At 74.9% G+C, this 15,063-nt stretch carries 10 protein-coding genes; 3 read left to right on the top strand and 7 right to left on the bottom strand.

Annotation, left to right across the window (positions count from 1 at the left end):
- The first annotated feature begins 265 nt into the window (after positions 1-265).
- Both ACFC2L_RS01190 and ACFC2L_RS01185 read left to right on the top strand, forming a co-directional pair.
- Positions 266-1,312 carry a LacI family DNA-binding transcriptional regulator gene (locus tag ACFC2L_RS01190; RefSeq protein WP_375822405.1) on the top strand — a complete coding sequence of 349 codons (1,047 nt, stop codon included), beginning with the start codon at positions 266-268 and terminating at the stop codon, positions 1,310-1,312.
- A 31-nt stretch (positions 1,313-1,343) separates the two neighbouring features.
- Positions 1,344-2,393, top strand: coding sequence for an aldo/keto reductase (locus ACFC2L_RS01185; RefSeq protein ID WP_375822404.1), 1,050 nt, complete (start codon positions 1,344-1,346; stop codon positions 2,391-2,393).
- A gap of 33 nt (positions 2,394-2,426) precedes the next feature.
- On the opposite strand, the gene ACFC2L_RS01180 is transcribed toward ACFC2L_RS01185, so the two are convergent.
- From ACFC2L_RS01180 to ACFC2L_RS01170, 3 genes are all read right to left on the bottom strand, one after another.
- Positions 2,427-3,794 carry an RNA polymerase sigma factor gene (locus tag ACFC2L_RS01180; protein WP_375822403.1) on the bottom strand — a complete coding sequence of 456 codons (1,368 nt, stop codon included), beginning with the start codon at positions 3,792-3,794 and terminating at the stop codon, positions 2,427-2,429.
- A 28-nt stretch (positions 3,795-3,822) separates the two neighbouring features.
- Positions 3,823-4,260, bottom strand: coding sequence for a YciI family protein (locus ACFC2L_RS01175; RefSeq protein WP_375822402.1), 438 nt, complete (start codon positions 4,258-4,260; stop codon positions 3,823-3,825).
- A gap of 117 nt (positions 4,261-4,377) precedes the next feature.
- A complete protein-coding gene (locus tag ACFC2L_RS01170) occupies positions 4,378-5,175 on the bottom strand; it encodes an ABC transporter ATP-binding protein (protein WP_375822401.1) in 798 nt (265 codons plus the stop codon).
- A 263-nt stretch (positions 5,176-5,438) separates the two neighbouring features.
- Between ACFC2L_RS01170 and ACFC2L_RS01165 the strand changes: the two genes are divergently transcribed.
- On the top strand, positions 5,439-7,721 hold the full coding sequence (locus ACFC2L_RS01165) for a SpoIIE family protein phosphatase (RefSeq protein WP_375822400.1): 2,283 nt from the start codon (positions 5,439-5,441) through the stop codon (positions 7,719-7,721).
- Positions 7,722-7,771: 50 nt separating this feature from the next.
- On the opposite strand, the gene ACFC2L_RS01160 is transcribed toward ACFC2L_RS01165, so the two are convergent.
- From ACFC2L_RS01160 to ACFC2L_RS01145, 4 genes are all read right to left on the bottom strand, one after another.
- On the bottom strand, positions 7,772-8,245 hold the full coding sequence (locus tag ACFC2L_RS01160) for an ATP-binding protein (RefSeq protein ID WP_375822399.1): 474 nt from the start codon (positions 8,243-8,245) through the stop codon (positions 7,772-7,774).
- Positions 8,242-8,574: an STAS domain-containing protein gene (locus ACFC2L_RS01155; protein ID WP_375822398.1), complete on the bottom strand. Its 333-nt coding sequence runs from the start codon at positions 8,572-8,574 to the stop codon at positions 8,242-8,244. The genes ACFC2L_RS01160 and ACFC2L_RS01155 overlap by 4 nt, the downstream gene beginning before the upstream one ends.
- Positions 8,575-8,821: 247 nt before the next feature.
- Positions 8,822-12,433: an Ig-like domain-containing protein gene (locus ACFC2L_RS01150; protein WP_375822397.1), complete on the bottom strand. Its 3,612-nt coding sequence runs from the start codon at positions 12,431-12,433 to the stop codon at positions 8,822-8,824.
- Between the two features lie 203 nt (positions 12,434-12,636).
- Positions 12,637-14,877, bottom strand: coding sequence for a beta-galactosidase (locus ACFC2L_RS01145; RefSeq protein ID WP_375822396.1), 2,241 nt, complete (start codon positions 14,875-14,877; stop codon positions 12,637-12,639).
- Positions 14,878-15,063: the final 186 nt, after the last annotated feature.

Here is a 15,063-nt window from a genome sequence, read left to right as displayed (position 1 = left end):
CGTCGAGCCGTGCCCCCAGCCGCGGCGCCGCGGCTGAGGTGTGAAGCAGGGAGAGCGCTCTTACCCGAGGCCCGAGTTTTCACCCGCTCACCAGGGCTGTCAAGCGCAGGGCACGTTCAATGCGGCGGGAATACCCGTATAAACAGGGTAAAAACGGACGATAAGTCTGACAAACTGGTCAGTAAGAAAAACGTGTCACACCGGAAGGGTGGCGGCTTCTGCGCAGGGCCGGGAAAGCGCTCTTACCCCTGCTATCGTCGGGAGCGTGAGCGAGGACGTGCAGCACCGGGCGCCGACGCTCGACGACGTCGCCCGGGTGGCAGGCGTCTCGCGCGCGACGGTCTCGCGCGTCGTCAACGGCAAGCGCAAGGTCGCCCCCGCGGTCCAGGAGGTCGTGCTGGAGGCCGTCGCGACGACGGGCTACGTGCCCAACCGGGCCGCGCGCTCGCTCGTCACGCGCCGCACCGGGACGGTCGCCGTCGTCGTCTCCGGCGCCGAGCCGGGCCCCGACGACGGCCTGCACCTCCCGCGCCTGCTCGCCGACCCGTTCTTCGGCCGCGTCGTGGGGTCGTTCGTGCGGTCGCTGCGACCGCACGACGTCCACCCCGTGCTCATGCTCGCCGACGGCGACGAGGCGAGGCGGCAGGTCGTGTCCTACCTGCGGTTCGGCAACGCCGACGGCGCCCTGCTGGTCTCCACGCACGCCGACGACCCGCTCCCCGAGCAGCTCCTGGCCACGGGCAGACCCGTGGTCCTCTTCGCGCGGCCGCCGCGCCCGCTGCCGGTGAGCTACGTCGACGTCGCGAACGCCGACGGGGCGCGCCTCGCCGCGCACCACCTGCTCGACCGCGGGTGCCGGACGGTCGGGGTGGTGTCGGGCCCGCTCGACGTCCTCGCCGCCCGGGACCGCCTCGAGGGCTTCCGCGACGCGATGGCACGGCGGGGGCACGCGTACGTGCCGAGCGTCGAGGGCAACTTCACGGTCGAGAGCGGCGAGGCCGCGATGCTCGAGCTGCTGCGCGCCGCGCCGGGGCTCGACGGCGTCTTCGTCTCGAACGACGTCATGGCGCAGGGGGCGGTCCACGCGCTGCGCGAGCAGGGCCGCCGGGTGCCGGAAGACGTCGCCGTCGTGGGGTTCGACGACAGCCCCGCCGGCACGCTCGCGCGCCCGGCCCTCACGACCGTGCGCCAGCCCGTGGAGGAGATGGCGGCCGAGATGGCGCGCCTCCTGCTGGAGCAGGTGGAGACCGGCGAGCCGCGGGTCACGTCGCGGATCTTCGACCCCGTGCTCGTCGTGCGCGACTCGGCGTAGCCCCACCGTGCCGGAGGGGCAGAATGGGCCCATGCCTCTCGCCCCGCGCTACGTCGCCGCCGACGACCGTTACGACACCATGACCTACCGCCGGACGGGGCGCAGCGGCCTCGACCTCCCCGCGATCTCGCTCGGCCTGTGGCACAACTTCGGGGACGTCAACCCGTTCGAGACGCAGCGCGCCGTGCTGCGCCGCGCCTTCGACCTCGGGATCACGCACTTCGACCTGGCCAACAACTACGGCCCGCCGTACGGCTCTGCGGAGGAGAACTTCGGCCGCCACCTCGCCCAGGACCTCGGCGCGTACCGCGACGAGCTCGTCATCTCCTCCAAGGCCGGGTACGACATGTGGCCCGGGCCGTACGGCGACGGCGGCTCGCGCAAGTACCTCCTGTCCTCGCTGGACCAGTCGCTGACGCGCATGGGTCTCGACTACGTGGACGTCTTCTACCACCACCGCCCGGACCCGAGCACGCCGCTCGAGGAGTCCATGCGGGCGCTGCACGACGCCGTCCAGCAGGGCAAGGCGCTCTACGTCGGCGTCTCGAACTACTCGCCGTCCCGCACGCGCGAGGCCGCCGCGATCCTCGCCGACCTCGGCACCCCGCTGCTCATCCACCAGCCCAGCTACTCGATGCTCAACCGCCACGTCGAGGACCCGGCGCACGAGGACCGGTACGACGGCGTCCAGAGCGAGTCGCTGCTCGACGTCGTCGGTGACCTCGGCGTCGGCACCATCGTGTTCTCGCCGCTGCAGCAGGGCCTGCTCACCGACCGCTACCTCTCCGGCTCCGCGCCCGAGGGGTCCCGCGCAGCCCGCCCCGACTCGCCGTTCCTGTCCGAGCAGAACCTCGACGAGGCGTATCTCGAGAAGGCTCGCGCGCTGAACGAGATCGCCGCCGGCCGCGACCAGACCCTCGCCCAGCTCGCCCTCGCCTGGGTCCTGCGCGACGACCGCGTCACCTCCGCGCTCATCGGGGCGAGCAGCGTCCGCCAGCTCGAGAACAACGTCGCCGCGCTCTCGGCACCCCCGCTCACGCCCGACGAGTCGGACGCGATCGAGTCCGCCCTCGCGAGGTAGAACCACCGGACGTGAGGTAGAGCTCGCGGGGCTCTACCTCGGGCCCGGAGGTTCTACCTCGTGGCCATGGGCAGACGACGACGCGGCGGCGGCGCGCTCGAGGAGGAGCTGGCGTTCGTGGCGGGTCGGGGCCAGGGCCGCGGCGCGTTCGAGGACGTCGGCGGCCTCGGCGTGGCGGCCCAGCCGGGTCAGGAGGTCGCCGCGCACGGCGCCGTAGAGGTGGTGGCGGGCGAGGCGCGGGTCGTCCGCGACGGCGTCGAGCACGACGAGCGCGGCGTCGGGGCCGTCCGCGTAGCCGACGGCGACGGCGCGGTTGAGCTCGACGACGGGGGAGGGCGCGACGGACGCGAGCGCGTCGTAGAGCGCCACGATCGCCTCCCAGTCGGTGTCGGCCCAGGTCGCGGCGCGCGCGTGGCACGCGGCGATCGCGGCCTGGAGGGAGTAGGGACCGAGCGGCTTCCCGGCGCGGGTGCCCAGCGCGAGCGCGCGGTCGAGCGCGGCGAGGCCGTGGCGGGCGAGGAGGCGGTCCCAGCGTGCACGGTCCTGGTCCTGGAGGAGCACGGGCTCGCCGTCGGGCCCGGTGCGCGCGGCGAAGCGTGACGCCTGGAGCTCCATGAGCGCGACGAGCCCGTGCACCTCCGGCTCGCCCGGGAGCAACCCGGCGAGCACCCGCCCGAGCCGCATCGCGTCGTCGGCGAGCTCGCGCCGCACCCACGCGTCGCCCGACGTCGCGGCGTAGCCCTCGGTGAAGACGAGGTACACGACCTCGAGCACGGCGGGCACGCGCGCGGCGAGCTCGTCGGCCTGCGGGACGTCGAACGGGACGTTCGCCTCGGCGAGCGTCCGCTTCGCGCGCGAGACGCGCTGCCCGACGGTCGCCGACGGGACGAGGAACGCCCGCGCGATCTCGTCCGTCGTCAGTCCTCCCACGAGGCGCAGGGTGAGCGCGACGCGGGAGTCGCGCGGGAGCACCGGGTGGCACGCGACGAGGACGAGCGCGAGCAGGTCGTCGCCCACGGGATCCTCGACGATCGCGTCGGGGGACGGGACCGACCCCACGAGGACGGCGCCGCCGTCGCCCGGGTGCGCGAGCGCCGTCGTCCCTCCGCCGGACCGCGCACCGGGCGCGGCGAGGTCCGCCGCGAGCCGCGCGTACTTCTCGTCGCGCGTGCGCTCGCGGCGGACCAGGTCGACGGCGCGGCGGCGCGCGACGGTCGTCAGCCACGCGCCGGGGTTGTCCGGGACGTCCTGCTCGGGCCACTGCTCGAGCGCGGCGACGAACGCCTCCTGGGCGACCTCCTCGGCGAGGCCGACGTCGCGCAGGGTCCGGGCCAGGCCCGCGACGAGCCGCGGCGACTCGATGCGCCACACGGCCTCGACGGTGCGGGAGACGTCGGTCATCGCCGTGCCCGTCCTCGCCCGGTGACCCTCAGGAGCCCTGCTGGGCGCGGATCTGCTCCGCGAGGCGCTCGTCCTTCTCGCGCTGCTCGGGCGTGTATTCGGCGCCGAAGTCCTCGACCTCGAAGATCGGCCGGATCTCGAGGACCTCCTCCAGGCCCATGCTCGGGTCGCTGGGGCACTTGCGGGCCCACTCGACGGCCTCCTCGAGCGAGGAGACCTGCCAGATCCAGTACCCGGCGACGATCTCCTTGGACTCGGTGAACGGCCCGTCGACGACGGACGTCTCGCCGCCGCGGAACACGACGCGTGCGGCCTTGGCCGTGGGCTGCAGGCCCTGGCCGTCGAGCATGATGCCCGCCTTGACGAGCTCCTCGTTGTACGCGCCCATCTGGGCGAGCATCTCCTGGGTGGGGGCGATCTTGTCCTCGTCGGCCCCGTTGCCCGTGATCATGACCATGACGCGCATGACGTTCCTCCTCGGTGAGTGCCTCCTCGACCCTAGTGTCGTGAAGGCGTGTTCACCCTGACGTCGGACGGCGCCCCCCGGTTTTCGACACGAGCCGACGACGAGTTCTCCGGAGCGTCAGCGGAAGCGCTGGACGGCGAGCGGGGCGGCCTCCGCGAGCCCGCGCACGGCCGGGTGGTCGGCACCCGGGGCGGTCCCGGCGAAGACGTCGCGCAGCGCGCCGGAGGCGACGAAGGTCCCGTCGGCGAGCACGTGCACGGTGGGGCACAGGCGCTCGACGAGCTCCAGGTCGTGCGAGACGAGCAGCACCGCCGTGCCGAGCTCGGCCGTCGCGGCGCCGAGGCGTCGCACGACGTCGCCGCGCATCGCCGGGTCGACGGCGGTGAGCGGCTCGTCGAGGAGCAGGGCGCGCGGGCGCGTGGCGAGCGCGACGGCGAGCGCGACGCGCTGCTTCTCGCCGCCCGAGAGCGAGTGGACGGTGCGCGGCGCGTACCGCGGCTCGAGCGCGACGTCGCCGAGCAGGTCCTCGACGGACCGGCCGCTGGGGCGACCGGCCTTGCGGGCGTCCTTGAGCGCGGCCGACAGGGTGCGGTCGACGGTCCAGCGCGGGTCGATCCCGATCCCGGCGAGGCCGTCCTGGGAGACACGGCGGACGTCGGCGGTGAACTGCTTCTTGTCGCGGCGCGAGAGCTTGGTGACCGTGCGGCCGGCGTACGTGACGTGGCCCGCCGTCGGGCGCACGAGCCCGACGAGCGCCCGCACGACCGTGGACTTGCCGGCCCCCGACTCGCCGACGATCCCGACCGGCGGCGTGCCGGGCACGACGTCGAGGTCGATGCCGTGCACGACGTCGGGCCCTCCGTATCCGGCCGCGAGGCCGGTGGCGCGCAGGATCGGGGTGGTCGTCGTGCTCATGGGTCACCTTCTGGTCGTCGGGGCCGGGCGGGCGGTTCCGGGGCCCCGCTCGTCCGACGAACGACGCTACCGCGGAGTTCCGTGGCGTCGCTCACGCGGGGGACCGTCGCCCCCCGGTGCGGCGTCACGACGCGGGGCCCGGTCAGGCCCGGAGTCCCGGGCGCGGTAGCCTGGGGCACTCGACCAGGATCCTCGAGCCCAGGTGGTCCGTCGACCCGCACCGCGGCACCTGTCGTCGTGCGGTGACCCGGACGGAGGACCACGTGACCAGGACGGTCGACGAGCCGGAGCTGCTGGCGCCCGGCGAGGCGGTGGACCTCGACAACTGCGCGCGCGAGCCCATCCACGTGCCCGGCATGATCCAGCCCCGCGGCGTGCTGCTCGTCGTGCGCGAGCACGACGGCGTGCTGCTCCAGGCGTCGGCGAACGTCGCGCAGCACGTGGGCGTCCCGGCCGAGGAGCTGGTGGGCCGGCCGCTGGGCGACGCGCTCGGCGCCGAACCGGCGCGCCGCGTGCTCGACCACGCCGCGAGCGTCGGCGACCTCGCGACGCGCAACCCGGTCACGCTGCACCTCGACCGCTGGGACGGGGCCGCCCTCGCCGTGGACGCCGTGCTCCACCGGCCGCCGCTGCCCGCGGACGGGCCGGAGACGGAGCCGGTGCTCGTCGTCGAGCTCGAGACCGCGGCGGGCGCGCGCCCGCTGACGTTCCCCAACACGTACCTGGCGGTGCGGCACGCGCTGCGCGACCTGGAGCGCGCCGCGACCCTCGACGAGCTGTACGACGACGCAGCCCGGCACGTGCGTGAGCTCACCGGGTTCGACCGCGTGATGATCTACCGCTTCGACGACGCGTACAACGGCGAGGTGGTCGCCGAGGCGCGCCGCGAGGACCTCAACGCGTTCCTCGGGCTGCACTACCCGGCGTCGGACATCCCGCCGCAGGCCCGGGCGCTGTACGAGAAGAACTGGATCCGGCTCATCGCGGACGTGGACTACGCGCCGCAGCCGATCGTGCCGACCCTGCTGCCCACCACGGGCGCGCCGCTCGACCTCACGTACTCCACGCTGCGCAGCGTCTCGCCGATCCACCTCGAGTACCTGCGCAACATGGGCGTGCGCGCGTCGATGTCGATCTCGCTCCTGCGGGAGGGGCGGCTGTGGGGGCTCATCGCGTGCCACCACTACGCGGGGCCGCACGAGCCGCCCTACGAGGTGCGCACGGCCGCGGAGTTCCTCGGGTCCGCGCTCTCGGTCCGGCTCGTCGCGCAGGCCGAGGACGAGCGCGAGGCCGAGGTGCGGCGCGCGGAGGGGGTCCTCGCCCACCTCGCCGCCGACAGCCGCGACGAGAGCGTCCCGATCGGCACCGCGCTCACCCGATCCGGGTGGCTGCGCCGCCTCGTCCGGGCCGACGGCGCGGTCGTCGTCGCGGAGGGCGGCCTCATCAAGGTCGGCAGCACGCCCGGCGAGGACGGGTGCCGCGCGCTCGTCGCCTGGGTGCTCGGCCACGGCGAGGACCTGGTCGCGACCGAGGCGCTGGGCCGCGACGCGCCCGAGGTGGCGGCGCTCGCGCCCGACGTCGCCGGGGTGCTGGGCATCGTGCTCCCCGAGGGTCAGGTCGTCGTGTGGGTGCGCGACGAGGTGCTGCGGCACGTCGACTGGGGCGGCGACCCGTACAACAAGGCGATCGCGCTGCGCGAGGGCGAGACGGTCCGCCTGAGCCCGCGCAGGTCGTTCGAGCGCTGGCGCGAGGTCGTGCGCGGCCACAGCGTGCCGTGGACCTCGGACCAGACCGACGTCGCGACGTCGCTGCGCGGCCACCTCGTCGAGGCGCTGTACCTGCGTGGGCGCAAGGCGGTGCGCGCGACGGAGGAGCTGCAGCGCAGCCTCCTGCCGGCGCTCCTGCCCGACGTCCCGGGCTGGACGCTGGAGTCGCGCTACGAGTCCGCCGGCACGGGCCTGGTCGGCGGCGACTGGTACGACGCCCTCGTGCTCCCGTCGGGCCGCCTCGCGCTCGTCGTGGGAGACGTTACGGGGCACGGGCTCCAGGCCGCCGCGACGATGGGCCAGCTCGGCACGACGCTGCGCGCCGCGCTCGTGAGCTCGGGCTCGGCGGTCGAGGCCGTGGCGCGGCTGGGCGAGGTCGCCCGCTGGACGCTGCCGGGCGAGGTCGCGACGCTCGCGGTCGCGCTCCTGGACCCGGTGAGCGGCGTCGTCGAGCACGTGTCGGTGGGGCACCCGCCCCTGCTCGTCGTCCGGCCGGACGGCACGACGACGTGGGCCGAGCGCGCGAGCGTCCCCCCGCTGGGGATCGTGGACCGCGTCCCGACCGCGCACGTGCTGCAGGTGCCGCCCGGGGGAGCGCTCGTGCTCTACAGCGACGGGCTGGTCGAGCGCCGGGGAGAGTCGATCCGGGACGGGCTCGACCGGCTCGCGGCGGTCTTCGCGGCGGGCCCGGACGTGGACGCGGACGGGATCGTCACCGCGGCGCGCGACCCGCGCTCCGCGGACGACGCGACGCTGCTCCTGGTGCGCCGCGACGCCTGAGCGCCTCGCGGCGGGTCAACGGGCAGCCGACAGCGGTCAGCCGACAGCGGTCAGCCGACGGGGAGGAGCGCGCTGCGCACGGAGGCGCCGCCGCGGAAGACCGGGACGTCGAACCGCGCCCACACGTGCTTCTCGCCCGTACCGGCCCGGAACCAGCCGACGGCCGTGGACGCCCGCTGCGCGAGCACGAGGCCGAACCCGCCCGCCCCCGGTGAGCGCCGACCGGCGACCACGGGCGCGTCCGGCGAGTGGTCGACGACGTCGACGACGAGCTCGCGCCCGTCGCTGAGCAGGCGGACGCGAGTGGGCGGCAGGCCGTGGCGCAGGGCGTTGGTGGCGAGTTCGCTCGCCACGAGGACGACGCGCTCCGGTGTCGCCTCGAGCGCGCGGTCCGGCGGGAGCGGCCCGCCGGTGAGGAGGCGGTGCAGTCCCTCGCGGAGCGTCGCGAGGTCGCCCAGCCCGCGCAGCGGCCAGGAGCCGATCTCGACGAAGCCGACGGGGACCGCGGCGTGCTCGACGCTCACGCGCCGCCCTCGCCGGTGGTGTCGTCCGCGATCTCGAAGAGCTCGACGACCCCGCTGAGCTCCAGCAGGTCGCGGACGCGGCGCGGGACGCGCTCCAGCACGGGCGACCCCGACCCGGCGGTGGCGGCGTGGTAGAGCAGGCGCAGGCCGCCCGAGTCCATGAAGGTCACGTCACCGAGGTCGACGTGGATGCGCTCGTCCGCGGACTGCGCGAGCCGCAGCAGCTCGTCCTCGCGGCGGGCCTGGACCGCGGCGTCGATCTCGCCTCGCATGGTCCAGCGCGTGCCGCCGCTCGTCGTCAGGACGTCGCCGCTCGTCGTCGGGGTCACCGTGGTGCGCTCCTCCTCGTCCCGGCACGGTGCCGGGCACCCGGGACACGGTACGCGGACCTGCCGACGCTCGCTCTGCGATCGGCGGCGTGGCGCCGACCTTTCCGGATCCGTCCCGCGCGTCGGCCGGAGGGCCGGCTCACGTGCCGCCTCGCGTGCCGCCTCACGTGCCGGCCCGCGGGACGGCGACGGGCCCGGCCGGCGTCACGGGTGACGTCGACCGGGCCCGCACGGTGGGCCGGACCGCTCAGCAGGTGCGCGCGTCGAACGCGACCTCGAGCGGCGCGTACCCGTCGACCGTCACGACGGCCGTCCCGGCGGGGACGGACGCGGCGCGCGACGCGAACGACTGGTACGCGTTCGTGCCCGGGGCGACACCCGTGAACGTCCGCGTGGCGTACGGCGTCGCGAGCGTCACGTCGAGCGGCGCGTCGCCGTCGTTCGTGGCGCGGACCGCGACGTAGACCTTCCCGGCGAGGCACCGCGTCTCGGCGACCGCGGTGACCGGGGCGGCGCCCGCGTCGGCGGACCAGCGCAGGGTGTACGCATGCTCCGTCCCGTCCTCGGCGGTGACGCGCACGGTCGTCGTGCCGGGGACGGCGTCGGCGGCCTCGACCGCGACCGTCGCCCAGGGGTCGTGCGCGACCGCCTCGACGACGGGCACCCCGCCCGCGACGGGCACGTCGTACGCCGTGACCGTGGGGTCGAACCCGGCGAGGGGCTCGCCGTCCACCGTGAGGCCCGACGCCGTGGCGTCGGTCCCCGTGCCCGGCACCTTGGCGAGGACCTCGATCTCGGAGACGACCATGTGCGTGCTCGCCCGCGCCGTGAGGACGACGCGCACGGACGACGTCCGCACGTCCGCGGGGATCTCGACCGCGGGCGCGGGGCCGTCCGGCGAGGCGTCCACGGTGACAGGCGCGCCGACGTCGGTCCATGTCCCGCCCACGAGGGCCTGGAGCCGGACGGACTGCGCCCAGCTCGCGCTGGACCCGTCCTTCCAGAACCGCGTCACGACGCCCGTGACGTCCCGGTCGGCGGGGAGCGTGACGGTGAGCGTGTCGGAGGTCCGCTTGGTGCCCGACACCCAGTTGGACCACGCCTTGTCCGTGAGGTCGCCGTTGACGACGCCCCCGACGGCGTAGCCCGGCTCGGTGAACGTCGCGCTCGCGGTCGTGCCCGCGGCGAGCGCGCCGTCGGCGGACGCCGCCTCGGTCACCTGGACGCGGACGGTGGCCGGGAGCGTGGCGCCCGCCCCGGCGTCGGCCGTGCCGGCGAGCTCGACGACCCCGACGGCGTCGTACGCGCCCGCGGGGGCGTCGTCCCAGACCACCGGGCGCTGGACCTCCGCGCCGCCCGCGGCGACCGCCGTGACGGTCGCGGGCAGGGCCGGGGTGCCGCCCGCGTACGCCTTGGCGCGCGCGGGGAGCGTGGACGCGAGCTCGTCGACGACGACGGTCGCCGTCGCGGCGACCTCGCCGCCGGTCGGCGTGGCCACGGTGCCCGTCACCTCGACGGTGCCGGGCTCGGCCCACGCGTCGTCGTCCGGCACGTCCCACGTCACGGGGAGCGTGCCGCGCGCCCCGTCGCGGTAGACCGGGGTGACGGTCGCGGGGAGCGCGGGTGCGGTGCCCGGCGTCGTGAACGCCTGGACGGGCTCGGTGCCGAGGACCGTCTCGTCGACCACGCGCCAGCGCTGGTTCACGCCGGAGTTCGCGAGGTACGTGCCCACGGACGACCCGTCGGCCGTCGCCTGGCCGCCGACCTCGAGGAGGGTGTTCGAGGACGCGTTGACGAGCGTGAAGGTGCCGTCGCCGGTCGTCGAGAGGATCCACTGCGCGGCGAGCGGGGTGTCCGTGACGTCGGCGGGCGCGTCCTGGAGGACGGCGGACGTGTCGGCCGCGACGGCGAGCTGGCGGCCCGTGGCCGCGTTCGTCACGGCGTAGCGCGTGCGGTGCGTGCCGGAGCCCTCGGGGGCGCCGAGCGCCGTGAGCTCCCACGCCTGCTCCGCGACCGGCGCGTCGGTGCGGATCACGACGCCCGTGCCCGACGCCGACGGCGCGAGCGAGCGGTCCGCCTGCACGCCGTCGAGACGGTAGGCGTGACCGTCCTGGACGAGCGCGGCGTCGTCCGCGACGCCGGAGACGCCGTCGACGACGAACGTCGTCACGGACTCGGCCGGCACGACGAGCGTCGCGCTCGGGCCGGTCGTGCCGTCCGCGGCGCGGGGCGTGACGGCCACCGGCTCGCCCTCGACGAGGTAGCCGGCCGTGCTCGTGACCACGGGGGTGACGGTCGCATCGGACCCGACCGCACCGAACTTCGACAGGTCGAGCGTCACGGCGCGCTCGGCCTTGGTGGCGTTGACGTGCACGACGGTCGCCGACGTGCCGTCGGCCGACACCGCAGCCGTGCTGCTGGCGTCGTCCGAGCGGACCAGCGAGTCGCCCGGCTCGATGTAGTGCGTGAAGTTCTGGGTCGCCCAGTACTTCGTGTTCGTGTAGATCGGGCACGTCTCGAGCGTGTCCTCGGCGGTGCAGTCGAACGGGATCTGGATCTCGCCCCAGTTCATGCCGTTCGCGCTCTCGCCGCCGGGCGCCATGTTGGCGTAGTCCTCGACCGGCTGCCAGAACACCCACGCGCTCGGCTCGAGCTCGCGCAGGTCGTCGACGATGTGCTGCGCGCTGCCGAGGCCGGACTCCATGGTCTCGAAGTCCTGGCCCGTCGAGCTCCAGTTCCCGCCGACCTCGCTCATCCACAGCGGCTTGTCCTCGCCCTTGGCGATGTCGCGGACCGTCGTGCGCTGGCCCGTGCCGTAGGTGTGGACGTTGAGCTGCGAGACCTGGTCGCGGACCGCCTGCGGGTAGGCGTTCCAGTTGGTCGCGAACGTGCCCGGGTTGGTCTCGTCCATCGCCGAGATCACGGCGTCGGTCGACGAGCCCTCGAGCGCCGCGGTGAGCGCCGGGACGACCTTCGCCTGGAGCGCGGGGCCCATGTGGGCGCCCTCCTGGCGGCCCCCGGTGGGGTTGCCGTCGGCGCCGAGCTGCGTGCCCCAGTAGTTCGTGTTGGGCTCGTTGAACGGGTCGATCGTGTCGACCTCGATGCCGTGCGCGTCCTCGAGGCGCTCGGTCACGCCGACCATGTAGGCCGCGAAGTCGTCGATGCTCTCGGTCTTGAGCTGGTCCGCGGTCGAGCTGAACCCGCCCGAGACGTACCCGCTCACGGTCATGAACCACGGCGGGGAGTTGCTGAACGTCTCCCAGTGCGTGACGTCGTCCTTGATCCGGTCGACCCACCAGCGCTGCGTCGCGTCGGCGTCGGTGTCCCAGTGGTCGGGGTTCTCGGGGTCCCACCAGTCGACGTCGGTGCGCGTCGTGCCCTCGGGCGCCTTCCACCAGCCGTCGACGGCGCCGCCCGCGCGCAGGTAGTCCGGCACGTCGGGCGCGTTGCCGCCGCCGACGTTGTAGCGCGCGATGTTGAGGTTGAGGCCCTCGTCGCCGAACACCATGTCCGCGAGCCTCTCGCGGATCTCGTCCGGGTAGTCGCCCGTGGCGTTCGCGAACCACACGAGGCTCGTGCCCCAGCCCTCGAACGGAGCGCCCGCGTACGACGGGTCGGGCGTGACGGTGACGCCCGGGACGTCGGCCGCGGCCGCCATCGTGCCCGCCGCGGAGACCGCGCCGAAGGGCGAGGCCTGCGCGGGCAGGGTCGCGAGCGCGCAGCCCGCGACGAGCGCCCCGGCGCCGAGGCCCGCCACGACGCGGGCCCCCGTCCGGCGGGCGGCCGGGCCGCCCGGGCTCGTGCGGCGAGGACCGGGTGGTCCACCCCGCGTGGTCGTGTCGGTGTCGGTCGGGCTCATCCCTGAGCCACCTCCTTCGCGTCGCTGCGAACCGGCGGGGTGCACCGGGTGCGGGTCGTTCCCGCGGGGTCTGTCTGCCGAGGTAGAGCCCTGGTCTGCCGAGGTAGAGGCGTGGTCTCGACGACCGCGACCGCTGCCTCCACCTCGGCGTTACCAGGCCTCTACCTCGCGGTACCAGGCCTCTACCTCGTGGTACCGGGGCTCTACCTCGCGGTGGCGGGCTGCTTCCTCGGCGGGGTCGGCTCGGCCGGGCGGCGGACGACCGCGACGCCGCGCGGCTCGAGCAGCAGGGCGCCTTCCACCGTGCCCTCCACCGCGGCCTCCGCCGTGCCTTCCGCCGTGCCTTCCGCCGTGCCTTCCGCCGTGCCTTCCGCCGTGCCGGCCCTCGTGCCCGACGCCGTGAGGCGGCGCCCGGCGAGGACGTCGCCCGCGACGTCGGGCACCTCGACCGGACGGGCCGTGCGGTTGACGAGGAACCAGAAGTCGTCCGTGCCGTCGGTGCGGACCGCGAGCTCGACGTCGCCGCGCACGGCGGCGGGCAGCTCGCTGCGCACGCCCGCGTCGTCGAGCAGACGGGCGAGCACGGGGACGAGGCCCTGGCGGCCGAAGCGCGTGGACACGTACGCGGCGGAGCCCTCGCGGGCGCCCGTGCCGTCGCCGGTGCGGACCGTCCGGCGCGTCACGGCGGCGCGGCCGGCCTGCTCGCCGGTCTTGTACCAGCCCAGCACCTCGACGTCGGGGTCGACGACGTCCACCGGCTCGGTCCACACCGTGCCCTCGAGCTGCTCGCCCGCGAGCTCGACCGTCGCGCTCTCGCCGTCCAGCAGCGGGGCGAACTCCTCGACCCGGATGCCGAGCAGGTCGCGCAGCGCGCCCGGGTAGCCGCCGAGCCACGCGTGGTCGTCCTGGTCGACGACGCCCGAGAAGTAGGTCGTGACGAGGTGGCCGCCCGCCTCGACGAACGCCGTGAGGCGGTCGCGCAGGCCGGCCGGGACGACGTGCAGCACCGGCGCCACGACGACGTCGTACGTCGCGAGGTCCGTCGCGGACGGCACGACGTCCGCGCGCACGCCGAGCGCGAGGAACGCCGAGTACCAGTCGAGCGCCTCCTGGCGGTAGCGCAGCCGGTCCGTCGGGTGGGAGTCGAGCTCGCTCGTCCACCACGAGTCCCAGTCGAAGACGATCGCGGCGCGCGCGGGCTTCTGCGTGCTGCCCGCGACGGGCGCGAGGTCGCGCAGGGTCGCGCCGAGCGCGACGACGTCACGGAACAGGCGCGAGCGCTCGCCCGCGTGCGGGACCATGCCCGAGTGGTACTTCTCCGCGCCGGCCGCGGACTGGCGCCACTGGAAGTAGCAGACCGCGTCGGCGCCGTGGGCCACGTGGGTGAGCGAGTCGCGCGCGAGCTCGCCCGGCTTCTTCGCGACGTTGACGGGCTGCCAGTTCACAGCGCTCGTCGAGTGCTCCATGAGGAACCAGGGCTGGTGCCGGGCGATGCCGCCGGTGAGGTTGGCGGAGAACGAGAGCTCGTCCAGGGCCTGCGGCCCGGGGAGCACGTAGTGGTCGTTGGAGACGAAGTCGAGCTCGTCGGCCCAGGCCGCGTAGTCCATGCCCTTCGTCTCGCCCATGACCATGAAGTTCGTCGTCACGGGGACGTCGGGCGTGATCCGGCGCAGGATCTCGGCCTCCGCGCGCAGGTACTGCCGCAGGGCGTCGGACGAGAAGCGCTTGAAGTCGAGCTGCTGCGTCGGGTTCGGGTGCGACGCGGCCAGCCGCGGCGGCAGGATCTGTTCCCACGCGCTGTACCGCTGCGACCAGAACGCCGTGCCCCAGGCGTCGTTCAGCGCGTCGAGGGTCGTGTAGCGCTCGCGCAGCCACGCGCGGAAGGCCGCGGCGGCGTCGTCGGAGAAGTCGTCGACGTTGTGGCAGCCCAGCTCGTTGGACACGTGCCACGCGACGAGCGCCGGGTGGTCGCCGTACCGCTCGGCCATGCGCTCGACGAGGCGCAGCGCGTGCTCCCGGAAGACCGGCGACGTCGGGCGCCACTGCTGCCGCGCGCCCGGCCACAGGGTCTCGCCCGTGCGCGTCTGCGGCAGGACCTCCGGGTGCTTCGTCGTCAGCCACGGCGGCGGCGAGGCCGTCGCCGTCGCCAGGTCGACCGTGATGCCGTGCGCGTGGAGCAGGTCCATCGCGTCGTCCAGCCACGCGAAGTCCCACGTGTCCTCGGTCGGCTGGATGCGGGCCCACGAGAAGATCGCGAGCGAGACCACCGTCACGCCCGCCTCGCGCATGAGGCGCACGTCCTCGTCCCAGACCTCGCGCGGCCACTGGTCCGGGTTGTAGTCCGCGCCGTAGGACAGGACCGACGGCGTGTACGCACCGGGCTCGCCCGGCGGCGTGTGCGGCCCGGGACGGCGCAGCCAGCGGAACGGGGTGGGGGAAGACATGCGTGCTCCTAGCGGGACGGTGCGCGGCGACGGGCGGTGCCCGGCCGGTCGGGAGGACGCGCGACGGCGTCCTCGGGGAGGTGGGGGGGGGGGGGCGCGCGCGCCCGCCCCCCCCCCCCGGGGGGGGGGGGGGGGCCGGGGCGCCGTGTTGGGGTAATGCCCGGGCCTTGCGGAGGGGGGCAGGGG

This window comes from Cellulosimicrobium sp. NPDC055967 (assembly GCF_042269845.1).
Taxonomy (GTDB): Bacteria; Actinomycetota; Actinomycetes; order Actinomycetales; family Cellulomonadaceae; genus Cellulosimicrobium.
Note: the sequence above shows the minus strand (reverse complement) of the source record. Positions and strands in the feature narration are given on the sequence as shown.

What these genes read in the sequence shown, in the direction of transcription:
- ACFC2L_RS01185 (WP_375822404.1), top strand. Translation starts at nt 1,344, where the DNA reads ATGCCTCTCGCCCCGCGCTACGTCGCCGCCGACGACCGTTACGACACC.
- ACFC2L_RS01180 (WP_375822403.1), bottom strand. Translation starts at nt 3,794, where the DNA reads ATGACCGACGTCTCCCGCACCGTCGAGGCCGTGTGGCGCATCGAGTCG.
- ACFC2L_RS01175 (WP_375822402.1), bottom strand. Translation starts at nt 4,260, where the DNA reads ATGCGCGTCATGGTCATGATCACGGGCAACGGGGCCGACGAGGACAAG.
- ACFC2L_RS01170 (WP_375822401.1), bottom strand. Translation starts at nt 5,175, where the DNA reads ATGAGCACGACGACCACCCCGATCCTGCGCGCCACCGGCCTCGCGGCC.
- ACFC2L_RS01150 (WP_375822397.1), bottom strand. Translation starts at nt 12,433, where the DNA reads ATGAGCCCGACCGACACCGACACGACCACGCGGGGTGGACCACCCGGT.
- ACFC2L_RS01145 (WP_375822396.1), bottom strand. Translation starts at nt 14,877, where the DNA reads ATGTCTTCCCCCACCCCGTTCCGCTGGCTGCGCCGTCCCGGGCCGCAC.